Source organism: Oleiagrimonas soli, from assembly GCF_000761445.1.
Taxonomy (GTDB): Bacteria; Pseudomonadota; Gammaproteobacteria; order Xanthomonadales; family Rhodanobacteraceae; genus Oleiagrimonas; species Oleiagrimonas soli.
The window spans coordinates 912,768-934,853 of sequence record NZ_KN196470.1 but is presented as its reverse complement, the minus strand read 5'-3'; the positions used below and the strand labels follow the sequence as shown (position 1 = coordinate 934,853).

The following is a 22,086-nucleotide window of genomic DNA, read 5'->3' as shown; positions in this document are numbered from 1 at the left end:
ACAAGTTACTGGACGATGTCCTGCAACGTGTTTGAACATGCCTACACCTCCGCAACGCTTGTTTCCGGGAATCACCGCGCATTCACGGCGATTCGTTATGTTGTGCGGGGGTTCGGCCTTGGTTCGAGCCCCTCCGTCATGCTGTTTCGGCGACGATCAGGCGGGCAGCTTGAAGTCGGCCACCGAACGGCGCAGGTCGTTGGCGAGCTGGGCCAGGTTGCCGATCGATTCGGCCGTCTGGCTCGCGCCCATCGAGGTCTGCGACGTGATTTCCTGAATCGAGTTCATGGTCGTGGTGATGTTGGTCGCCGCCGAGGACTGCTGGCGCGCCGCCACCGAGATGCCGTTAATGAGTTCGGCCAGATCGTTCGACACGCGCTCGATGTCGCCCAGTGCGGTACCGGCGTCCTCGGCCTTGCGGGCACCGGACACCACCTCCGCGGTGGTCTGTTCCATCGAACTGACCGCCTCGTTGGTATCGGACTGAATGGTCTGCACCAGCGTTTCGATTCGCTTGGTGGCGTTGGCGGAACGTTCTGCGAGGCGCTGGACTTCATCGGCCACGACCGCGAAGCCGCGACCCGCCTCACCCGCCGAGGCCGCCTGAATGGCGGCGTTCAGGGCCAGAATGTTGGTCTGTTCGGCAATGTCGTTGATCAGTTCGACGATCGAACCGATTTCCTGCGACGACTCACCCAGTCGCTTGATTCGCTTCGAGGTTTCCTGAATCTGATCGCGGATCGAGTCCATGCCTTCGATGGTCTCGCGCACCACGGCGGCGCCGCGCGAAGCGATTTGCACCGACTTCTGCGCCACGTCGGCCGACTCGGCGGAGTTCTTCGACACCTGGTCGATGGACGTGGCCATGTCGGAAATGGCGGCCGATGCGGACGTGATCTGCTGCGCCTGGTGCTCGGCGGCCTCGGCCAGGTGCATGGCGGTGGCCTGCGTCTCCTGGGCGGCGGCCGACACCTGCACGGCGGTCTCGTTAATCGTCGTCACAAGGGACCGGAGGGCTTCCACGGCGAAGTTCACCGAGTCGGCGATGGCGCCGGTGATGTCCTCGGTCACGGTGGCCTTCACGGTCAGGTCGCCTTCGGCCAGCGAGCCCATCTCGTCCAGCAGGCGCATGATGGCCTCCTGGTTACGCTGGTTCAGCTCGTTGGTGACCTGCAGGCGGCGCTTCTGCTCGCGGCCCTGCGAGAACACCAACTGGATGGCGAACAGCACCGCGCCGGCGGCGGCGATCAGGCCCAGCCAGATGTTCGGAAACAGGCGCGCGGTCGGCAGCTTGCCGATGGCGGTGGAGACGTCGTTGGCGCGCAGCAGCACGGTCTGCGAATCCAGCGAAGCCTGGTTGCCTGCGCCCTTCACGGCCTGCAGGTTGGCGGCGGCGGAGACCAGCTTGTTGACCGGGTCCTGCAACGCCGTCCACTTGGTTTCGATGTCGTCCAGAATCTTGCGCGCATTGGCGTTGCTCATGGCGCGCACGCCGACGTCGCTGTTGCCCTTGATCAAACCGTCCAGCACCGCGCCGTACAGCTGCGCGTCGCGGGAGAGGCCGTCCGCGGCGCCCTGGGAGTTCTCGCCGCCCTGCAGGATTTCCTGCACGCGGCGCATCATGCGGTCAGCCAGCACCAGCTGGCGGGATGCGGTGTAGGTCTGCGACGAGCTGCCGTTCTGCTGCAGGATGTTGACGACCTGCTCCATGCTGGAGTTCAGCACCGGCATCTGCTGGGTGAAGGTGGACGCCTTCTGCGACGAATCCACGACCAGGCCGCGGTTCGAGAGAATCTTGCTAATGTCGCCGTCGAGCTGACTCCAGGCGTTGCTCAGCGATTTCACCTGGCGGCTGGTGATGGCGTTCTCGCCATAGGCCGGCAGGTCGCTCTGCGCATCGCCCTTGAGCAGATGCTGCACGTCCACATCGATGGCGTTGCGCGTCGACTGCAGTTCCTTGAACGAGTCGATGTTGCCGCTGGAGGACTCCAGCGCGTACTTGGCGGTCTGCTGCGAGAGCACCTGGATCTGGGTGGTCAGAGCCACCGCCTGGCGTTCTTCGCTGTTCTTGCGGTTCAGCAGGTAGAAGTTGCCCGCCGCAATGATGATCATCAATGCAAGCAGGATAATCACGCCGATGTTGCTGCGCTCCTTACCAGAACCCCCCGTTGTCGTACTCATAGCCTTACCTCACCCATCGACATGGAATTGCGCATCACAGCGCCGCCTGCAAAAAGTCCGGAGCCCGCGTCAGCCGGTTCATGCTGAACATGCCGATGCGCTGCTCGCCTACGGTTGCGTTGTCGCTCACGAAACGGGCGACACGTTCGTCTTCTTCTTCGTATGCCGCATCGCGATGTTCGTCGCCGATGCTGCGTTGTCCGATGATCTCGTCCACCAGCAGACCGACGTTACCGCCATGCTGGCGCACCAGCAGCAGACGGCTGCGGTCGGTGGCCTGCGTGCGCTGGTCGAACAGGAAGCGCCCCAGATCGACCACCGGCACCAGGTTGCCGCGGATGTTGGCGATACCGAGCATCCAGTCGCGCGTGCCCGGCACGTGCGTCAGCGGCTGGTTGACCAGCAGTTCGCTGATCTCGCCGATGCTGCTGGCGAACAGGCGCTTGCCCACGCGGAAGCAGATCCCGCGCCACAGGCCCGGGTTCTCGATTTGCTCGGGCTCGCCGGCCACGTGCGCCAGACTGCGGCGCTCGTAATCGGCCAGCTGCTCGAAGGGCGTGAATGCCGTTGAGTTCATCGCCTCGCTCATTTATGCGGCCAGCAACTTCTCGATCCGCGCCAACAGCTCTTTCTCGCTGACCGGCTTGGTCATGAAGTCGCGCGCGCCCTGACGCAGTCCCCACACGCGGTCGGTTTCCATCGACTTAGTGGTGATGATCAGGATCGGAACGTCCTTGGTCGCCGGGTCGCGATTGAGCATGCGCGTAGCCTGGAAACCGTTCATGCCCGGCATGATCACATCCATGATCACCATGTCCGGCATGTCCTGCTTGACCTTTTCGATGCCTTCTTCGGCACTGTTGGCGCTGGACACCTGATGCCCGGCCTTTTCGAGTTGCATCGTGAACACGCGGATGTCGGTCGGCGAGTCGTCGATGATGAGTATGTTTGCCATGAAAGCCCCTGTGCTCTCTATGCCGATCTCACGCCGTCACGGCGTGGCGACGAATGGCTTCGAGCAATTCGTCGCGCGTGAATGGTTTGGTCAGGTACTGCTCGGCACCGACAATGCGGCCACGCGCCTTGTCGAACAGGCCGTCCTTTGAACTGAGCATGATGACGGGGGTGGCGCGGAACTGGCGGTTGTTCTTGATCAACGCGCACGTCTGATAGCCGTCCAGGCGCGGCATCATGATGTCCACGAAGACGATCTGCGGTTTCAGATCGGAGATTTTCGACAGCGCCTCGAAGCCGTCCACTGCGGTCTGCACGTCGCAGCCTTCTTTCTTCAGCAAGGTCTCCGCAGTACGGCGAATGGTCTTGGAGTCGTCGATGACCATCACCCGCAGCCCGGCCAGGCTGCCTTTTTCGACAGAGTCGTTCACTTACCGCCCCCCTGCGGCCCGGTCGAGGGCTCGGGAATATTCGTAATCATGATCGTCAGCAGCAATCCTGAGTCGGCGTCCCGCGCGCACGTCCGCCCGTGTACCCCAGACGGCGCCAAAGCGCACGAAACAGCCGGATTCTAGGCTGTTTAACGCTTGTTTATGAAAATTGTCAAGTTGAAGCTGCAAGCGTTTGTTGCCCAAAGCCTTACGTGCATCCACCCCGATACAGGCTTCAGTCACCCCCGATCACGTTACCAGACTTTCACGACTTCGGGCATGCCCGGACACACCCGCCCCGTCCCAACGAGGTACTGCAAGAACGGGGCCAAGCGCGCGTAGCATGCGACACTGCGGCCGACTTGCCTGCCGCCGCACGAGGACGGCAAGCTACCCGCCCCCCGCCTTCCATACCCAGGAACCGCCATGCCGCTCGTTGTTGCCGTACTGATGGACCCGATACAGTCCATCAAGATCGCCAAGGATTCGACCTTCGCGATGCTGCTGGAAGCGCAGCGTCGCGGCCACAGCCTGTTGTACATGGAGCAGGGCGACCTGGCCGTGCGCGACGGCAAGGCCTGGGCGCGCATGGCGCCGCTTGAGGTCCGCGACGACGCCAAGGGCTGGTTCACCCTGGGCGGCGCCGCGTGGCGTCCGCTGACCGACGCCGACATCGTGCTGGAACGCAAGGACCCGCCGGTCGACGCGCAATTCATCTACGACAGCATGATTCTGGAACTGGCCGAGCGCGAGGGCGTGCGCGTGGTCAATCGCCCGCAGGCGTTGCGCGACTGCAACGAAAAGCTCTACGCCCTGCAGTTTCCTCAGTGCTGCGCGCCGACGCTGGTCGCGCGCGAACCCGACGCTCTGCGTCAGTTCGTGTCGGAACACGACCAGGTCGTGCTCAAGCCGCTGGACGGCATGGGCGGTCGCGGCATTTTCCGCAGCCACCGCGGCGACCCGAACCTGAACTCGATCCTGGAAACCCTGACCGTCGATGGCACGCGCCTGGCCATCGCGCAGCGCTTCATTCCAGAGATCACCGCCGGCGACAAGCGCATCCTGGTCGTCGACGGCGAACCGGTTCCCTACGCGCTGGCGCGCATTCCGCAGGGCGACGAATTCCGCGGCAACCTCGCCGCCGGCGGCCGCGGCGAGGGCGTGCCGCTGAGCGATCGCGATCGCTGGATCGTGGAACAGGTCGCGCCGGACCTGCGCCGCCGTGGCCTGACCTTCGTCGGCCTCGACGTCATCGGCGACTACCTGACCGAGATCAACGTCACATCTCCCACCTGCATCCGCGAACTCGACGCGCAGTTCGGGCTTACCATTGCAGGCCTGATGTTCGACGCCATCGAGAAAAACCTTTCGTGAGTTCCACTGCGCGCGGGCCCGGCAGTGCCGACATGCTCGGCGCGACCCTGCTGTTTTCCCTGCTGCTGCACGGCCTGGTCGTGCTCGGCATCAGTTTCGCCTATCCGAAACCCAAGGCGCGGCTGCCGGCGCTCGACGTCACCCTGCTCAACACCGCCAATCAGAAAGCGCCGGACAAGGCCGACTTCCTGGCCCAGGCGAACAACCAGGGCGGCGGCGAAAGCGACCGCGCGCACCGCCCTTCGCAGCCATTCTCCACACCGCTGCCGAAACCCGATCCCGGCGTCGCGCCGCGCCCGATCCAGCCGGCCGCCCCGCCGCCCAGCGAAGCCAGCCGCGCGCATCTGGTCACCACCACCGGCGATTCGCCGCAGAGCATCGACAGCAGCAGCGACCGTCACGCCCACCCGGACACCGAACTGCAGCCGGATCGCGTGGCGATCCAGCGCCGTCTGGAAATGGCGCGCCTGGCCGCGCAGATCCGCGCCGAGAAATCGCGCCTGGCCAAGCGGCCGAAGATCAAGTACATCAACTCCAGCACGCGCCAGTACGCCTACGCGGCCTACATGCAGGCATGGGCTTCGCGCGTCGAACGCGTGGGCACGCTGAACTTCCCCGACGCCGCCCGCACCGGCCGCTACAGCGGCAGTCTGATTCTCACCGTGGTGCTGCGCCGCGACGGTTCCATCAAGCGCATCGCGGTGATCGAGAGTTCCGGCCGCAAGATCCTCGACGACGCGGCCGTGCGCATCGTGCGCATGGCCGCGCCGTTCCCGCCGATCCCGCGCACGGGCGAGCATTTCGACGAACTCAACATCACCCGCACCTACCAGTTCCTGCGCGGCGGCACGCTGCAGACCCGCTGACCCCGGACGGCGAAATGTGAACGCGCCGTATCGACACGTTTAACGTGCGCGCCCGGTACAATGCAGCCATGGAAAGCCCCCACACCCTTGCCGGCCAGTTCCTGATCGCCATGCCGGCCCTGACCGACCCGCATTTCTCGCGTGGCGTGGCGATGCTGTGCCAGCACGGCGAGGACGGCGCCATCGGTCTGCTCATCAATCGCCTGTCCGAATTCAGCCTCGGCGACGTGCTGGCGCAGATGCAGCTGGAATGCCGCGAGCCGCGCATCGCCGAGATGCCCGTGCTCCTCGGCGGACCGGTGCAGCCCGAACGCGGCTTCGTGCTGCACACCGGCGAGGGGCACTGGGAATCCAGCTACCGCATCAACGCCTCCTGGTCGGTCACCACCTCACGCGACATCCTGGTCGCCATGGCCGCCGGCGAGGGCCCCTCGCGCGCCGTGGTTGCGCTCGGCTACGCCGGCTGGGACGCAGGTCAGCTCGAGAACGAGCTGATGGAAAATGCTTGGCTGACCGCCGAAGCCGACGCCCGCATCGTGTTCGACGCGCCGCTGGAAGAACGTTGGATAGATGCCGCCGGACTGGTCGGTGTCGACCCGACCCAGCTGACCGGTTACGCCGGCCACGCATGAGCTGCATCCTCGGTTTCGACGTCGGCACCCGCCTGATCGGCGTCGCCGTGGGCAATCGCCTCACCGCTACCGCACGCGCACTCGATGTGGTCGCGGTGCGAGGAGGCGAACCGAACTGGGACAAACTCGACCGTCTGTTCCGTGAATGGCAGCCCGAAGCGGTCGTGGTCGGCCTGCCGCTCACCCTCGACGGCGAAGAACAGCCGATGACGCGCACCGCCCGCGCCTTCGCCAACCGCCTGCGCAAACGCTACGGACTCACCCCGCACCTGTGCGACGAACGCAACAGCTCGCAGGAAGCCGCCCGCAGCTTCGCCGACGCCCGCCGCGCCGGCGCCCGACGCCGCAGCGACGGACAGCGCATCGACGCCGATGCCGCCGCCGTCATTCTCGAACGTTGGTTGCATGGCGAAGATCACGACTAGAAGATCACGACTAGGATCCCTTGCATCGATCCTCGACATCCGCCTTGCGCTATCCGGCAAACTTCAATTGAAAAGCGGGGCCACATGGTCTAGATGCGATATGCCCATCCTGGTTTGACGCAACCATTCAGACGCTGCAAGTCGCCGCCCACGCGCCTACAATGTGCCGACTTCGCCCGCCCGGATTTCCATGAGCACGCGCCTGCATCACCTCATTTCGCTGGCCCAACTCGATCGCGCCTGCATCACCCGCCTGCTCGACCGCGCCGAGCGCATGCGCGATGCCAGTCTGCACGGCACGCGCAAGCTCGACCTGCTGCACGGGCGCACGGTGCTGAATCTGTTCTTCGAGCCGTCCACCCGCACGCGCACTTCGTTCGAGCTGGCCGCGCGGCGGCTCGGCGCCGACGTGGTGAACTTCGACATCGCGCGTTCGTCGACCAACAAGGGCGAGACGCTGCTCGACACCCTGCACACGCTGGAAGCGATGCATCTGGACGCCATCATCGTGCGCCATCGCGAGACCGGCACGCCGGAGTTCATGGTGCGTCACGCCATGAGCGGCGTATCCGTGATCAATGCCGGCGACGGCAACCACGCGCACCCGACCCAGGGCCTGCTCGACGCGCTGACCATCCGCCAGCATCGCCCCGACTTCAACAACCTCACCGTCACCATCTGCGGCGACATTCGCCACTCGCGCGTGGCGCGCTCGGACATCCACGCATTCACCGCGCTGGGTGTGCGCGAGTTGCGTCTGTGCGGTCCCGAGTCGCTGCTTCCGGAGCCGGACGACGTGCCGCAGGGCCACTTCACCGAGGATTTCGACGCGGCTGTCGAAGGCGCCGACGTCATCATCATGCTGCGCCTGCAGAAGGAGCGCATGGCCGCCACGCTGCTTCCCGACGAATCCGCCTACTTCGAGCGCTTCGGCCTCAACAGCGAGCGTCTGAAGCGCGCCGCACCCGGCTGCCTGGTCATGCACCCGGGCCCGATCAACCGCGGCATCGAAATCGCACCAGACGTTGCCGACGGCGCACAGTCGCGCATTCTCGAGCAGGTCGGCAACGGCGTGTTCGTGCGCATGGCCGTGCTGGCCGAGGTGCTCGGCCGCTGAGCCGGATCGGCGCCCGGCTAGGCCGAATGGCCCATTACACCTGTCACTGTTCGATCCATGGACCGCATGCATAATGCGGACAGGGATCATTGCATTCGCCTGGGGGTACATCATGAAAGGGAAACTTCGCGCGCTGAGCGGCGCGCTGCTCGTCGTCACACTTGCCGCGTGCAGTCACAAGGCATCCGACACACCGCTGTCCTACGTGCCGGACAACACGCCGTATCTGATCGCCAATCTCAAGCCGATGCCGGCCGACGTGCGCGCGGCCATCTACAAGCAGGCCGATCAGCAACTGCAGATGCAGGTCGACCAGATCCGCATGGGCACCGAGAAACTGAAGGCAAAGGACCCCAAGCTCGCGGCCCTGCTCAACGTGTTCGCCGATGAATTCGACGGCCGCACCCTGGAACAAGGCATCCAGCACATGGGCCTGGACCCGGACGGCCTGTCCGCCCTGTACGGCCTGGGCATGAGCCCGGTCATGCGCTTCCAGCTCAGCGATCCCAAGGCCTACGAAGGCTTCGTCGCGCGCATCGAGAAAGCGCTCGGCGCCTCGCTGACCCAGGGCACGCTGGACAAGGTCACCTATCGCTACGCCGACTTCGGCGACAAGGCGAAGCTGCGCTTCCTCTCCTCCGTGCAGGACAAGAAGGCCGTGCTGGCGCTGCTGCCGGCCGACGCCTCGCCCGACATGATGCGCATGGCGCTGGGCCTGAAGCATCCGGACAAGAGCGTCCAGGACACCGATCGGGTGGAGAAGCTCGCCGATGCCAAGGGTTACAAGCCCTACTCGGTCAGCTACATCGACTTCCGCCAGTGGCCCGCACTGATCGCCGGCGAGAAGGACCCGATGGTCAAGGCGCTGCTGGCCAATGCGCCGGAGGCTGCGGCCAAGCTGCCAGCCAGCTGCGAAGCCGACTTCGCGCGCATGGCCGCGCGTGTGCCGATGGTCAGCTTCGGCCTGACCACGGTCGAACCCAAGCACATCGGCTACCGCGTCAACATCGCGCTGGCGTCGGACATCGCCAAGACCTTTGCCGGCATCGACATCGGTCTGCCCGGCATGGACAGCAAGAACGCGGCGCCCCTCGACGTCACGTTCGGCATGCCGGTGAAGGAGTTCCGCAGCTTCTGGATGGCGCAGGCCGATGCCGTGGCCGCCAAGCCGTTTACCTGCCCCGCGCTGGTCAAGCTCAACGAAGGCTTCGGCAAGCTGCGCATGGCGGTGCAGAAGACGGCCGTGCCGCCGATCAACGACCTGCGCGGTCTGCGTCTGATGATCGATCGCCTGGAGATACCCGCCGCCGGCAGCAGCAGCAAGATTCCCGACGTTGCCGGTCGCGTGCTGATCGCCTCGGACAATCCGGAAGGCATGCTGGCGATGGCGCAGATGGGCGTCCCGGCGCTCAGCACCATGAAGCTCGACAAGAACGGCAAGCCGGTCGCCCTGCCCGCGGACCTGACCAAGATGGCCGGCAGCACGCCCGCCTGGGCCGCGATGACCGACCATCTGCTGGGCCTGGCCGTGGGAACGGGCGAGGAACAGCGCCTGGCCGACGACATGAAGGCTTCGGCCGGCTCCACCGGCACGCTGCTGGCCTTCCGCATGGATGGCTCGATGTACCGCAAGTGGATCGACCTGATGGCCGACAAGGCCACCGCGTCGATGCAGGGCGCGATCGCCAACAGCGACGACCCCGAAGCCGCCGCGCAGGCCAAGCAGACCGCCAAGCAGATGCAGCAGATGAAGGATCAGGCCAAGCGTATCGACAACGTGATCGAGACCTTCCACGCCGACGACGACGGCGTGACCGTCGATGCGGACGTGTGGCATCACTGACCCGGCCCGTTCCGGACATGAAAAAGGGCGCCGCGTGCGCCCTTTTTCATGTCCCGTCGATGTGCGGTCGGTCACCGAGCCGCTCCGGGCCGAGGCCCGGCGTCTCGCTCAGAAGCGGTGCACGCGGTCTTCCTCGGAATCGACCAGTTCCACACCGTCCATGCCCTGACTGAGGCTGTTGGCGTCGCCGCCCTGCGCCAGCTTGATCTTCAGGCGCACTTCGTTGGCGCTGTCGGCATGACGCAGCGCGTCCTCGTAGCTGATCTCGCCCGCGTGATAGAGCTCGACCAGGCTCTGGTCGAAGGTCTTCATGCCCAGGTTGTTGGACTCCTTCATCACGTCCTTGAGCTTGTGCACGTCGCCCTGGCGGATGTAGTCCTGCACCAGCGGCGTGCCCAGCATGACCTCCATCGCCACTCGACGCGCCTTGCCGTCCGGCGTCGGAATCAGCTGCTGCGCGACGATGCCCTTGAGGTTCAGCGACAGATCCATGAACAACTGCTGGCGCCGGTCCTCGGGGAAGAAGTGGATGATGCGGTCGATGGCCTGGTTGGCGTTGTTGGCGTGCAGGGTGCACAGACACAGATGGCCGGTCTCGGCGAAGTTGATGGCGTGCTCCATCGTCTCGCGGGTACGCACCTCGCCGATCAGGATCACGTCCGGCGCCTGGCGCAACGTGTTCTTCAGCGCGTTATCCCAGGAATCGGTGTCGATGCCGACCTCGCGCTGCGTGATGATGCAGCCTTCGTGCTTGTGCACGTATTCGATCGGGTCCTCGATGGTGATGATGTGGCCGGTCGAATTCTGGTTACGGTGACCGACCATCGCCGCCAGCGAGGTCGACTTGCCGGTGCCGGTGGCGCCGACGAAGATGATGATGCCGCGCTTGGTCATCGCCAACTGCTTGATGATCGGCGGCAGGCCCAGTTCGTCGGTGGTCGGAATCTTGCTCTCGATGCGACGCAGCACCATGCCCACGCAGTTGCGCTGGTAGAAGCACGAGACACGGAAGCGGCCCACGCCCTGCGCGGAAATCGCGAACTGGCACTCGTGGGTCTTCTCGAACTCCTCGCGCTGGTTTGGCGTCATGATGTTGAGCACCATGTCGCGCGACTGCTGCGCCGTGAGCGGCTGCTGAGTCACCGGCACGATACGTCCGTTGACCTTGATGGAGGGAGACACGCCGGCGGTGATGAAAAGGTCCGAGGCCTTCTTGTGCACCATCAGCTTGAGGAAGGAGGAAAAGTCGATTTCGGCCATGATGAAGGCTCCCGCGAGTACCGGTTTGCCGTTCGGCGCCGCGCCCTTGCGGACCGCTGCGCCGCGCGGCGAGGCCGGCGCCCCGCTCGCTTGGATTGTGCCCCGAGTGTAGTGCGTTCACGCGGCCGGATTCGGGACGCCGGCCGCGATGGAATCAGCGGAAGATTTCCTTGTTCTTGGCGTAGGCGCGGGCCTGCTCGCGCGTGACCACGCCACGCTTCACCAGGTCCTGCAGGCACTGGTCCAGGGTCTGCATGCCGTACTGCTGACCGGTCTGGATCGCCGAGTACATCTGCGCCACCTTGTCCTCGCGGATCAGGTTGCGGATGGCGGGGATGCCGACCATGATCTCGTGCGCCGCGATACGGCCGCCGCCGACCTTCTTCAGCAGCGACTGCGCGATGACCGCGCGCAGCGACTCGGACAGCATCGAGCGCACCATCGGCTTTTCGCCGGACGGGAACACGTCGATGATGCGGTCGATGGTCTTGGCCGCCGAGCTGGTATGCAGCGTGGCGAACACCAGATGGCCCGTCTCCGCGGCGGTCAGCGCCAGTCGGATGGTCTCCAGGTCGCGCAACTCGCCGACCAGGATGACGTCCGGATCCTCGCGCAGCGCCGAGCGCAGCGCCTCGTTGAAGCCATGCGTGTCGCGGTGCACTTCGCGCTGGTTGATCAGGCACTTCTGCGAGGTGTGCACGAATTCGATCGGGTCCTCGACCGAGAGGATGTGACCGTATTCGTTCTTGTTGATGTGATCGATCATCGCCGCCAGCGTGGTCGACTTGCCCGAGCCGGTCGGACCGGTGACCAGAATCAGACCCTGCGGCTGCTCGATCAGCTCGCGGAAGATCGGCGGGCAGCCGAGGTCTTCCAGCGTCAGCACTTCCGACGGAATGGTACGGAACACCGACGCCGCGCCGCGCTGCTGGTTGAAGGCGTTGACGCGGAAACGCGCCAGACCGGGAATCTCGAACGAGAAGTCGACTTCGAGGAATTCCTCGTAATCGCGACGCTGCTTGTCCGACATGATGTCGTACATCAGCGCATGCACCTGCTTGTGATCGAAGGCCGGCGTGTTGATGCGGCGCACGTCGCCGTCGACGCGGATCATCGGCGGCAGACCGGCGGACAGATGCAAGTCCGAGGCCTTGTTCTTGACCGAAAAGGCCAGCAGTTCGGCAATGTCCATGCAGACTCCCCCTTGCGGAGACATTTCTATGGCGGTCGACCGGCGGCGTGGCCGACAGTCGTTATCTTGGGATCAGTATAACCACGGGCCGCGAACGTGTGTGCGTACATGTACCGCAGTGCAACAAGCGATTTGGGACCTTGCGCCCAATCCGGATACTCTGGTGCATTGCACGCCGCCGCGCAGCGCCCGACCTCATCCTGAAGGGCTTCGGGAAACGCTGCGCCCAGGCGGTCGGAACACGATCAAAGAGGAGTCACGGCATGCAGAACATCACCTTCATCGGCGGCGGCAACATGGCACGCAGCCTGGTCGGCGGATTGATCGGCACCGGCGTCGATCCCAGGCAGATCGCCATTGCCGAACCGCGCGCGGAAGCCCGTGAGGAACTGGAACGCGACTTCGGCGTACGCACCTTCGCCGACGGCCGGGACGCGGTCGAGGGCGCCGAGGTCGTGGTCCTGGCGGTCAAGCCGCAGATCCTGCCGGGCGTGTGCAAGGAACTGGCCGGGGCCGTGTCGACGGCGAAGCCGCTGATCGTCTCGATCGCCGCCGGCATCCGCACCGACCAGCTGCAGCGCTGGCTCGGCGAAGGCACCGCCGTGGTGCGCTGCATGCCCAACACCCCGGCGCTGATCGGCGCGGGCGCGACCGGCCTGTTCGCCACCGACAGCGTCGACACTATCCAGCGCGAGCAGGCCGAAACCCTGCTGCAGACGGCCGGCGTCACCGCCTGGGTCGAAGACGAGGCGCAGATCGACACCGTCACCGGCATCGCCGGTTCCGCTCCGGCCTACTACTTCCTGCTGGTCGAGGCGCTGGAAGACGCCGCCGTGGCGCGCGGCCTTTCGCGCGAGGTGGCGCGCAAGCTGGCCGCGCAAACCTGCATGGGCGCCGGTCGCATGATGGTCGAAAGCGGCGAATCGCCCGACGCGCTGCGCAAGCGCGTGACCTCGCCCAACGGCACCACGCAGGCGGCGCTGGAAAGCCTCAACGGCGACGGCATCCGCCAGATCGTCGCGCGCGCGGTCGACGCCTGCGCGGATCGCGGCGCGGCGCTGGCCCAGGAAAACGACTGACGAATCCCGGAGCCGCATGCCATGAGCTACTTCCTGCAGGCCGCCCAGCTGATCCTCGAATTCGTCTTCGGGGCCGTGGCCACGCTATTCCTGCTGCGCATGATCGCCGAAGCCGCGCGCGTGCAGTTCCACAACCCAATCAGCCAGTTCGTCTACCGCAGCACCAACCCCGTGCTGGCGCCGCTGCGGCGGGTGCTGCGCAACTGGCGCAACATCAACCTGGCGGCGATCGCGGTCGCCTGGCTGGCGGAGCTGGTCAAGCTGGGCCTGGAGTTTCTGCTCGCCGGCGGCCTGCCGAACCCGGCGGGCTGGCTGCTGTTGGGCTTCGGTCAGCTGCTGGACCTGTTCCTGTTGGTCTACATCGTGCTGATCTTCGTGTGGTCGCTGGGCAGCCTGCTCGGCGGCGATCCGGGGCATCCGCTGCTGCGCTTCGTGGCGCAGTTGGTGGAACCGCCGATGCGTCCTCTGCGTCGGCGCATGCCGACTCTGGGCGGCCTGGATTTCTCGCCGGCCGTGGCGATCCTGGTGCTGATGCTGCTGCGCATCCTGGTCGCCGGTCCGCTGATCGGCTACGCCAGCAGCCTCATCGTCGGCGCTTGACGCGCAGGCGCGCCGGGGCGGCGTTACCATGAGAGCCCCATCGTCCTCTCGGAGTCCGCTCATGCGCTCGACCCGCTTCCGCGTAGCGTTCGGTCTGATCGCCGGCTGCCTGTTGTCGACCGCCGCCCTCGCGGGGAACGGCGTCTGGACGCAGGGCGATCTGCAGATCCGCTACAACGCCCTGCCCGCCACGGCGCTGCCGGCGTCCTCGGCGCAGCAGCTCGGCGTCAAGCACGACAGCCATCAGGGACTGCTGAACATCCTCGTGACGCGAGGCAAGGACGGCGCGGAGACCAGTCTTCCCGCCGACATCCAGGCGCGCGCCATGACCGAGGCCGGATCGCCGGTGCGCATCCGCGTGCGCGAAGTGAAGGACGACAACGGCATCTCCTATCTGGGCGTCTTCACGATCCGCCACAGCGGCACACTGCGCTTCGACCTGGACGTGACGCCGCGCGGCGCCGCCTCGCAGCACATCCAGTTCCAGCACGCGTTCGTCGTCGACTGAACGCTCCGCACTCAGGCGTGGCGTTCGGCCCAACGCCGGATGATCGCGTGCAGAGCGTCCAGGCCGTCGAACAGACAGGCCGGACCGGGCTGCAGGATGATCGGCGACTTCACCTCGTGCAGCTCGCCGTCGCGGACCGCGGGCACCTCGGCCCAGCCCGGACGTCGCGCGACCTTCTCCGGCCGGAACCGCTTGCCGCACCACGAACCGATGACGATGTCCGGCGCGCGCCGCGCGGCTTCGGTGTCGTCGGCCAGGATGCGATCCTTCGCCAGCGACTGGGCCGCGAGTTCGGGAAAGATGTCGTCGCCGCCGGCGATACGGATCAGCTCGGCGACCCAGCGGATGCCGCTGATGGCCGGCTCGTCCCACTCCTCGAAGTAGACCTTCGGCCGTCGCGGCAAGGCCGCGGCGGCTTCGCGCACGGAGGCGATGTGCGCTTCGGCGCGCGCCGCATAGGCATTCGCCTTGTCGGGCACGCCAACCATGCCGCCAAGACGCCGGATGTAGCCGAGAATGCCCTCGACGCTGCGATGGTTGCTGATCCAGACCTCGACACCGGCCTTGATGAGCGCCTGCGCGATGTCGGCCTGGATGTCGGAGAAGCCGATCGCCAGATCGGGTTCCAGCGCCAGGATGCGGTCCAGCTTGGCGCTGGTGAAGGCCGAGACCTTGGGCTTCTCCCGGCGCGCCTCGGGCGGGCGCACGGTGAACCCGGAAATCCCCACGATGCGCGCCTGTTCGCCGAGCGCGTACAGCGTCTCGGTGGGCTCCTCGGTCAGGCAGACGATGCGTTGCGGGAACGGATCGGTCACGGATACAGCAGACTGGAGGTCCAGGTCTTGCCGGCGCGCTGCCAGCGTACGCGTTCGTGCAGGCGGAACTGGCCGGCGTACCAGAACTCGATGGTGTCGGCGACCACGAGGTAACCGCCCCAGTGCGGCGGTCGCGGCACGTCGCGCCCTTCGTATTCCTGCTCGAACTGCGCCACGCGCGCCTCGAAGGTGGCGCGATCCGGCAGCGGACGCGACTGCAGCGACGCCCAGGCGCCGATCTGGCTGCCGCGCGGACGACCGGCGAAGTACTCGTCGGACTCGGTCTCGGACAGACGCTCGACGCGCCCCTGCACGCGCACCTGCACGCCGTCGCGGATGTGCTTCCAGTGGAACGTCAGCGCTACCTGCGGATGCGCGGCGATCTGTTCGGCCTTGGCGCTCTCGTAGTTCGTGAAGAAGCGGAAGCCGCGCTCGTCCACGCCCTTCAGCAGCACGATGCGGCCGTGCACGCGCCCGTCGGGCGTGGCCGTGGAGAGGTTCATGGCGGTCGGCTCGGGGTCGATCGAGCTGCGCGCCTCCTCAAGCAGACCGCGGAAGGTAGCAAGTATTTCTTCGTTGAGCATGGGTGCGAATGTCGTGGATGAGGCGACGCGGCTATGCTGCCGGACAGGCGCGGTCATCGGTGGGAATGATGTCAAAGCGGGATGCTAGCACGGCGCTCGACGCCCTCGCGCAGCGGCTGTTGGAAATATTTTCAAATCAAGTGCTTGCCGAACCGAGACCGTATCTTCTCGGTCTCTCCGGTCTGCAGGGCTGCGGCAAGAGCACGCTGGCGCGCACCTTGGTGCGTCAGGCCCGCGGTCGCGGCTGGCCGGCGCAGACGCTGTCGCTGGACGACGGCTATCTCGGACGTCGCGCCCGCGCGCGCCTGGCCGCGCGCGCTCACCCCCTGCTGGCCACGCGCGGCGTGCCCGGTACGCACGATCTGCGCTTGCTGCACGAGACGCTGGATACGCTTGCCGACGCCTCGGCAGCGCACCCGGTCGCGCTGCCGCGCTTCGACAAGGGTCACGACACTCGCAAGCCGCCCTCGCGCTGGCCGCAGGTGCGCGTGCCGCCGCGGCTGATCGTGCTGGAAGGCTGGTGCGTCGGCGTGCCGCCGCAATCCGAAGCGGCGCTGCATGCGCCGATCAACGCGCTGGAACGCGATGAAGACGCGGACGGCCGCTGGCGTCGCCACGTCAACGACGCCCTGACCGATATGCAGGACCTGTGGAAGCGACTGGACGCCCTGATCGTGCTGCAGGCGCCGGACTGGCCCACGGTCTGCCGCTGGCGCGCCGAAGCCGAGCGGCCGCTGCGCGAACGCGAGGCCCCGCACGCCATGGACGACGCGCAACTGCGGCGCTTCATGCAGCACTACGAACGCCTCAGCCGGCATGCGCTGCACAGCCTGCCCGCGCGTGCGGACGTGCTGATCCGCCTCGACGCCGCACGTCGAGTGACTGCAATTCGCACCCGCCCGTCCCTAGGGATGCTCTGAACCCACCTACGCAGGCGACAGGACATCCAGAAGCCTCGCAGAATGTGCGCGCGACACTGCGCAGACGGCCTGGGCAAGCCATGCGCGTGACCCTGCAGGCCTTCCGGACACCACGCCGAACCGTGGATTCAAATGCCTGGGTCCGCCATGTCTGCGCGAACGCCGTCTCGACACCAGCTCGCGCCTTCGCCGACGCACCACGCGCGCGCAGACGCGCACGGCACAGTGACGCCTACGCAGGTTGGTTCAGTTCCCTAGTCGACGACGAAGGTGACGCGCATGTTCACGCGCCACTCCTGCACCGAGCCCTTGGCGTCGGTGACGCACTTGATGTCGTTGACCCAGGCGCCCTGGATGCCCTTGATCGACTCGGAGGCCTTGCTCAATCCCTGCTGCACGGCGTCCTCGATGCCCTTCGGCGAGGACGCGCTCAATTCGATGACCTTGGCGACTTGCATGGCGATGCTCCTGCACGTGCGGAACGGCCCGCGCCTGTGTCGGCGAGCCGGCGGAATCCCCCCGCTCCGTGGAACCTCAGCCTGCGCGCGCCTGGATGAGCGCTCGATGGCCCGCGCGCGCGTCGGGCCAGCATGGCACAAAACCGCTGGCGCGCAAGCGCGCGTTGGACAGCCGCTTGTTGCCGATCCCCGAGGGCGCATCGCCTGTCGGCGGCGGCGGCGGCGCGCCCAGCAGCTCGGCGAGTTCGCCGTACAGCACATCCAGCGGCAGCGGCGTGTCGTCGACGCCAAGGTACAGGTCTTGCGGCGCGTCCAGGGTCAGCAGATGCGCGATGGCGCCAGCCGCGTCGTCGACGTGGATGCGGTTGGCCCAGAACGGCGTCGCCGGCACCCGCGCCTGCCCCGCCTGCAAACGACGCAGCAGCGACTCGCGACCCGGCCCGTACAATCCGGCCAGACGCAGCACGGTCGCGGGCAACCCGCGTGCCGCCAGACGCCGCTCGCCTTCGAGCAGGATCGAGCCATTGAAGCCGGGCGGCTGCGGCGGCGTGTCTTCGTCCACCCAGTCGCCGCCATGATCGCCGTAGACCGCGCTGGACGACACATACACGACGCGCCGCAACGCCGCGGTGTCGAGCGCATCGAGCAGGCGTTCCAGGCCATCGACGAACACGCGGCGATAGGCCTCCGGCGTGCGCGTGTCGGGCGTGGGCAGGTACACCAGTTGCTCGATGCCCTCGGGCAAGGCCGCAAGACTGGCGACGTCGGCCAGATCGGCGCGCACCGCGACGACGCCCGTCGGCAGCGGCGCCGACGAACGACGCAGACCGAACACCGTCGCGCCACGCGCCTGCAACACGGCCGCGGCGCGGCTGCCGACGTCGCCGCAACCGGCGATCAACACGCGCGGCGCAGGGACGTCCATTCGTTTCGCGGAGGCTGCTAGCATCGCCGTATGAACCCTTCGTCGAACCTGTTCCTGGTCGGCCCGTCCGGGGCCGGGAAGACGTCCATCGGACGACGTCTGGCCGATCACTACGGCCTGACGTTCCTGGACCTGGACCGCGAGATCGAGGAACACACCGGCGTCGATGTCTCGACCATCTTCGAGATCGAGGGCGAAGCCGGATTCCGCCACCGCGAGGCCGTCATTCTCGAAGAGTGTAGCCGGCGCGAGCAGGTGCTGCTGGCCACCGGCGCCGGCGCGATCCTCGACGCCGACAGCCGCGAGCATCTGCGCCAGCGCGGTTTCGTGATCTGGCTGCAGGCCAGCGTCGACCAGCAGCTCAAGCGCCTGCAGTACGATCGCGCCCGACCGTTGCTGGCCGGCGTCGACCGACGCCAGCGCCTCAGGGACATGGCCGACCGCCGCAATCCGCTCTACGCCGAGATCGCCGAACTGGCGATCATCGGCCAGAACGAACGCGTGCAGCGCGCCTTCGCCCGCTGCCGCACCCGCATCGACGAACACTGGCAACGCCTGCAGACTTCCACGACATGAATGCTCCGCACACCCTGCACGTCGGTCTCGGCGACCGCAGTTACCCGATCCTCATCGGCCCCGGCCTGCTCGACGCCGGCGCGGACTGGCGCACGCACATCCACGGTCGGCACGTGCTGGTGGTCAGCAACGAGATGATCGCGCCTTTGTACCTGTCCCGCGTGATGGCGCAGCTGGGCGGCCTGCACGCCGACGCACTGGTGCTGCCGGACGGCGAGGCCTACAAGACGCTGGACCAGATCGCGCGCGTGCTCGAGGCGCTGGCCACGCTCGGGGCCTCGCGCGACGCCTGCGTGATCGCCCTCGGCGGCGGCGTGATCGGCGACATGGCCGGCTTCGCCGCCGCCTGCTGGATGCGCGGCATCGATTTCCTGCAGATGCCGACCACGCTGCTGGCGATGGTCGACTCCTCGGTCGGCGGCAAGACCGGCGTCAACCTGCCGGCCGGCAAGAATCTGGTCGGCGCGTTTCACCAGCCCTGCGCCGTGGTCGCCGATACCGACACGCTGGATACGCTGCCCGACCGCGAATACCGCGCTGGCCTGGCCGAAGTGGTCAAATACGGCGCGCTGGGCGATGCCGACTTTCTCACGTGGCTGGAGGCGCGGACCGAGGCCCTGAACCGTCGCGACACCGCCGCGGTGACCGAGGCCATCGCCCGCTGCTGCGCGCACAAGGCCGCCATTGTCGCCCGCGACGAGACCGAGCGCGGCGAACGCGCCCTGCTCAACCTCGGCCACACCTTCGGTCACGCGCTGGAAACCGAGTGCGGCTACGGCACCCTGCTGCACGGCGAGGCCGTCGCCATCGGCATGTGCCAGGCGGCCGCGCTGTCGGCGCGCCTGGGCATGGCCGAGGCCGCCGATGGCGAGCGACTGGCGCGCCTGCTGCAGGCGCTGCATCTGCCCGTCGCGCCGCCGCAGGGACTGGATGCCGAAGCGCTGCTGGCACACATGCGTCTGGACAAGAAGAATCTGGGCGGCCGGCTGCGGCTGATCCTGTGGCGCGGCATCGGCCGGGCAGAGATCGTCGCCGACGTCGACGAGAGCGACGTGCGCGCCGTGCTCGAAACCGCCGCCTGAACGCGGTCGACGCAACGACGACACCGACGCCGGATCGCTGCCCGCCGTCCCATGCTCTACAATGGACGGCTACATCGACCGCCCCGAGCGACTGCCGTTCATGCGCATCTACATGCAGACCAACGCGGAAGCCGGCGAAACGCCGCGCTACGTGCAGCTGACGCTGGAGCAGGACCTGCTCGGCGGCTGGATTCTGCTGCGCGAATCCGGCCGCCAGGGCGGCCGCGCCACGCTGCGCCGCGAGGTCTTCCTCGAAGACAAAGACGCCATCGCGGCGTTCGAGAAGACGCGCGACAGCCAGATCAAGCGCGGCTACCGCGTGGTCTTCACCCAGGGCGCGGCCTGACGCCGCCGCACGGAATGTCCGCATGACCGAACTGAAGAACGACCGCTTCCTGCGCGCCCTGCGCCGCCAGCCGACCGACACCACGCCGGTCTGGATCATGCGTCAGGCAGGCCGCTATCTGCCGGAATACCGCGCCACGCGCGAAAAGGCCGGCAGCTTCATGGCCCTGGCGCAGAACCCCGAGCTGGCCTGCGAAGTCACGCTGCAGCCGCTGGATCGCTTCGAGCTGGATGCGGCGATCCTGTTCTCCGACATCCTCACCATTCCCGATGCGATGGGTCTGGGCCTCACCTTCGTCGCCGGCGAAGGACCGAAATTCGAGCGCCCGCTGCGCAGCGCCGCCGACATCGCGCGGCTGACCGTGCCCGACATGGACGGCGAACTGCGCTACGTGATGGACGCGGTGCGCCTGATCCGCCGCGAGCTGCACGGCCGCGTGCCGCTGATCGGCTTCTCCGGCAGCCCCTGGACCCTGGCCTGCTACATGATCGAGGGCGAAGGTTCGCGCGATTTCGCCCGCGCCAAGGCGCTGGCCTGGAACGATCCCGCGACGATGCACCGCCTGCTCGACACGCTGGCGCAGTCCGTCGCGACCTACCTCGCCGCCCAGGCCGAAGCCGGCGCGCAGGCGCTGATGGTGTTCGACACCTGGGGCGGCCTGCTCTCGCCGCCCATGTTCCACGAATTCTCGCTGCGCTACCTGGCCCGCATCGTCGAGCTGCTGCAAGCCGACGCGCATGCGCGCGAACTGCCGGTGGTGCTGTTCTCCAAGGGCGCCAGCGCGCACCTGGAAGCGATGGCCGACACCGGCTGCGCCGCGCTGGGTCTGGACTGGACCATCGGCCTGGACGAAGCCCGCCGCCGCGTCGGTGCGCGCGTCGCGCTGCAGGGCAATCTCGATCCGTCGGTGCTGCACGCCTCGCCCGACATCATCCGTCGCGAAGTGGCGTCCGCCATCGACGCCTTCGGCGCGCATCCCGGCCACGTGTTCAACCTCGGACACGGCGTCACGCCAGGCGTCGACCCGGAGCACGTCAAGGTGCTGGTCGATGCCGTGCACGAAGCCGGACGTCGCATCCGCCACTAGCGCGAACGCGCCCCCTGTTATATTCCGGCCCAGGAAAGGGGGAAATCATGGGCGCGTACACCTTCAGCAATCCCAAGCCGCTCGCCTGGGCGGTTTGCATGCTTGCCGTCGTCTACGGCCTGTTGACGCTGACCCAGTTCGGCAACGACCTGTACCTGCACCTCCTGATTTCGCGAGCGCTCGAACACGACCCGGGCGCGCAGTATGCGCTGTCGCAGCACTTCCACCCGCTTGCCGCCAACGAGCGCGTACTTCTCCTGAGCAAGCAGCTTCTGTTCGTGCTCAACGGCATCCTTTTCCTGGTCTGGCTGTACCGGGCAGCGGCCAACATCCGAGCGCTCGGAGCGCGGGCGCTTGAGTACACCCCCGGCTGGTGCGTGGGCTGGTTCTTCGTTCCCTTCGCGAACCTGTTCATACCCTGCCTAGTCGTACAGGAAGTGTGGATGACCAGTCACGACCCCAGCGAACGCACTGCCTCGGCCAGCGCTATCCCGGTCGTGACATGGTGGGTGCTGCGGATCGTGACGACCGTCATGGTGTACATCGCGAGTTCGATGCTGCACTCGCACGATCCGGACACCGCGCGGTCGGGCATCGTGCTGACCTTGGCGCATCTGCTTCTGCATGTCGTTTCCACGGTATTTTTCATCTACATCGTCTGGAAAACCAGCCAACTCCAGGCAGGGTATGCACTCACCGAATACGCGCTCGAACTGGACGATGCACCCGAGCCGCCCCCGCTGAACGCCTGAGGGCACGCGCCTGCGCTTGGGCCAACGCCCCCGGCCCCGTACAATCACGGACTTTTCCCGCTTTCTCCGCGCCGAGCCT

The 22,086-nt window shown here is 66.7% G+C and carries 25 protein-coding genes; 15 read left to right on the top strand and 10 right to left on the bottom strand.

Annotation, left to right across the window (positions count from 1 at the left end; translation table 11 throughout):
• Positions 1–156 precede the first annotated feature (156 nt).
• From LF63_RS04085 to LF63_RS04070, 4 genes are read right to left on the bottom strand one after another with little or no spacing between them, the layout of a single operon-like run.
• Entirely contained in the window at positions 157–2,181 is a 2,025-nt protein-coding gene (locus LF63_RS04085) for a methyl-accepting chemotaxis protein (protein ID WP_043099826.1), read from the bottom strand.
• Between the two features lie 34 nt (positions 2,182–2,215).
• On the bottom strand, positions 2,216–2,758 hold the full coding sequence (locus tag LF63_RS04080) for a chemotaxis protein CheW (protein ID WP_043103109.1): 543 nt from the start codon (positions 2,756–2,758) through the stop codon (positions 2,216–2,218).
• Between the two features lie 12 nt (positions 2,759–2,770).
• The gene (locus LF63_RS04075) at positions 2,771–3,136 is read right to left on the bottom strand and encodes a response regulator (protein ID WP_043099825.1); all 366 of its coding nucleotides are present in this window, start codon (positions 3,134–3,136) and stop codon (positions 2,771–2,773) included.
• A 28-nt stretch (positions 3,137–3,164) separates the two neighbouring features.
• On the bottom strand, positions 3,165–3,521 hold the full coding sequence (locus LF63_RS04070; protein ID WP_043099824.1) for a response regulator: 357 nt from the start codon (positions 3,519–3,521) through the stop codon (positions 3,165–3,167).
• Between the two features lie 471 nt (positions 3,522–3,992).
• Between LF63_RS04070 and gshB the strand changes: the two genes are divergently transcribed.
• The 6 genes from gshB (at position 3,993) to LF63_RS04040 (ending at position 9,823) form a co-directional block, all read left to right on the top strand.
• The gene (gene gshB / locus LF63_RS04065) at positions 3,993–4,940 is read left to right on the top strand and encodes a glutathione synthase (protein ID WP_043099822.1); all 948 of its coding nucleotides are present in this window, start codon (positions 3,993–3,995) and stop codon (positions 4,938–4,940) included.
• A complete protein-coding gene (locus LF63_RS04060) occupies positions 4,937–5,806 on the top strand; it encodes a cell envelope integrity TolA family protein (RefSeq protein ID WP_043099821.1) in 870 nt (289 codons plus the stop codon). Before gshB ends, LF63_RS04060 begins: the two co-directional genes overlap by 4 nt.
• Positions 5,807–5,874: 68 nt before the next feature.
• On the top strand, positions 5,875–6,438 hold the full coding sequence (locus tag LF63_RS04055; RefSeq protein ID WP_043099820.1) for a YqgE/AlgH family protein: 564 nt from the start codon (positions 5,875–5,877) through the stop codon (positions 6,436–6,438).
• Positions 6,435–6,863, top strand: a complete 429-nt coding sequence (ruvX, locus tag LF63_RS04050; RefSeq protein WP_043099819.1) for a Holliday junction resolvase RuvX — start codon at positions 6,435–6,437, stop codon at positions 6,861–6,863. The genes LF63_RS04055 and ruvX overlap by 4 nt, the downstream gene beginning before the upstream one ends.
• Before the next feature lie 190 nt (positions 6,864–7,053).
• On the top strand, positions 7,054–7,980 hold the full coding sequence (locus LF63_RS04045) for an aspartate carbamoyltransferase catalytic subunit (protein ID WP_043099818.1): 927 nt from the start codon (positions 7,054–7,056) through the stop codon (positions 7,978–7,980).
• 112 nt (positions 7,981–8,092) lie between these two features.
• Complete coding sequence (locus LF63_RS04040; RefSeq protein ID WP_043099817.1) at positions 8,093–9,823, top strand: hypothetical protein; 1,731 nt, start codon at positions 8,093–8,095, stop codon at positions 9,821–9,823.
• 108 nt (positions 9,824–9,931) lie between these two features.
• On the opposite strand, the gene LF63_RS04035 is transcribed toward LF63_RS04040, so the two are convergent.
• Together LF63_RS04035 and LF63_RS04030 are read right to left on the bottom strand one after the other, a co-directional pair.
• The gene (locus LF63_RS04035) at positions 9,932–11,083 is read right to left on the bottom strand and encodes a PilT/PilU family type 4a pilus ATPase (protein ID WP_043099815.1); all 1,152 of its coding nucleotides are present in this window, start codon (positions 11,081–11,083) and stop codon (positions 9,932–9,934) included.
• Positions 11,084–11,237: 154 nt separating this feature from the next.
• Positions 11,238–12,275 carry a type IV pilus twitching motility protein PilT gene (locus tag LF63_RS04030; protein WP_043099812.1) on the bottom strand — a complete coding sequence of 346 codons (1,038 nt, stop codon included), beginning with the start codon at positions 12,273–12,275 and terminating at the stop codon, positions 11,238–11,240.
• Between the two features lie 263 nt (positions 12,276–12,538).
• Here LF63_RS04030 and proC point away from each other — a divergent pair, with 263 nt between their 5' ends.
• From proC to LF63_RS04015, 3 genes are all read left to right on the top strand, one after another.
• A complete protein-coding gene (proC, locus tag LF63_RS04025; protein ID WP_043099810.1) occupies positions 12,539–13,354 on the top strand; it encodes a pyrroline-5-carboxylate reductase in 816 nt (271 codons plus the stop codon).
• A 21-nt stretch (positions 13,355–13,375) separates the two neighbouring features.
• On the top strand, positions 13,376–13,954 hold the full coding sequence (locus tag LF63_RS04020; RefSeq protein WP_043099807.1) for a YggT family protein: 579 nt from the start codon (positions 13,376–13,378) through the stop codon (positions 13,952–13,954).
• 61 nt (positions 13,955–14,015) lie between these two features.
• Positions 14,016–14,462: a DUF4426 domain-containing protein gene (locus LF63_RS04015; RefSeq protein ID WP_043099805.1), complete on the top strand. Its 447-nt coding sequence runs from the start codon at positions 14,016–14,018 to the stop codon at positions 14,460–14,462.
• Positions 14,463–14,473: 11 nt separating this feature from the next.
• Here LF63_RS04015 and LF63_RS04010 read toward each other — a convergent pair whose 3' ends face one another.
• A complete protein-coding gene (locus LF63_RS04010; RefSeq protein ID WP_081945077.1) occupies positions 14,474–15,277 on the bottom strand; it encodes an ABC transporter substrate-binding protein in 804 nt (267 codons plus the stop codon).
• On the bottom strand, positions 15,274–15,861 hold the full coding sequence (gene pdxH / locus LF63_RS04005) for a pyridoxamine 5'-phosphate oxidase (RefSeq protein ID WP_043099801.1): 588 nt from the start codon (positions 15,859–15,861) through the stop codon (positions 15,274–15,276). Before pdxH ends, LF63_RS04010 begins: the two co-directional genes overlap by 4 nt.
• 65 nt (positions 15,862–15,926) lie before the next feature.
• Here pdxH and LF63_RS04000 point away from each other — a divergent pair, with 65 nt between their 5' ends.
• Positions 15,927–16,781, top strand: coding sequence for a kinase (locus LF63_RS04000; RefSeq protein WP_043099800.1), 855 nt, complete (start codon positions 15,927–15,929; stop codon positions 16,779–16,781).
• A gap of 254 nt (positions 16,782–17,035) precedes the next feature.
• Here LF63_RS04000 and LF63_RS03995 read toward each other — a convergent pair whose 3' ends face one another.
• Positions 17,036–17,239 (bottom strand): dodecin family protein, encoded by a 204-nt coding sequence (locus LF63_RS03995; protein ID WP_043099799.1) that lies wholly within the window; start codon positions 17,237–17,239, stop codon positions 17,036–17,038.
• Positions 17,240–17,315: 76 nt separating this feature from the next.
• Positions 17,316–18,164, bottom strand: a complete 849-nt coding sequence (locus LF63_RS03990) for an SDR family oxidoreductase (RefSeq protein WP_043099798.1) — start codon at positions 18,162–18,164, stop codon at positions 17,316–17,318.
• A gap of 30 nt (positions 18,165–18,194) precedes the next feature.
• On the opposite strand from LF63_RS03990, the gene LF63_RS03985 reads away from it, so the two are divergent.
• The 5 genes from LF63_RS03985 to LF63_RS15175 all read left to right on the top strand — a co-directional run bounded on the left by LF63_RS03985 (position 18,195) and on the right by LF63_RS15175 (position 22,007).
• On the top strand, positions 18,195–18,740 hold the full coding sequence (locus LF63_RS03985) for a shikimate kinase (RefSeq protein ID WP_043099797.1): 546 nt from the start codon (positions 18,195–18,197) through the stop codon (positions 18,738–18,740).
• The gene (gene aroB, locus LF63_RS03980) at positions 18,737–19,822 is read left to right on the top strand and encodes a 3-dehydroquinate synthase (RefSeq protein ID WP_043099796.1); all 1,086 of its coding nucleotides are present in this window, start codon (positions 18,737–18,739) and stop codon (positions 19,820–19,822) included. Before LF63_RS03985 ends, aroB begins: the two co-directional genes overlap by 4 nt.
• A gap of 100 nt (positions 19,823–19,922) precedes the next feature.
• On the top strand, positions 19,923–20,168 hold the full coding sequence (locus tag LF63_RS03975; RefSeq protein WP_043103106.1) for a WGR domain-containing protein: 246 nt from the start codon (positions 19,923–19,925) through the stop codon (positions 20,166–20,168).
• A 22-nt stretch (positions 20,169–20,190) separates the two neighbouring features.
• Positions 20,191–21,255 carry a uroporphyrinogen decarboxylase gene (gene hemE, locus LF63_RS03970; RefSeq protein WP_043099794.1) on the top strand — a complete coding sequence of 355 codons (1,065 nt, stop codon included), beginning with the start codon at positions 20,191–20,193 and terminating at the stop codon, positions 21,253–21,255.
• A gap of 47 nt (positions 21,256–21,302) precedes the next feature.
• Positions 21,303–22,007, top strand: a complete 705-nt coding sequence (locus tag LF63_RS15175; RefSeq protein WP_052394669.1) for a DUF4328 domain-containing protein — start codon at positions 21,303–21,305, stop codon at positions 22,005–22,007.
• The last annotated feature ends 79 nt before the right edge of the window (positions 22,008–22,086 follow it).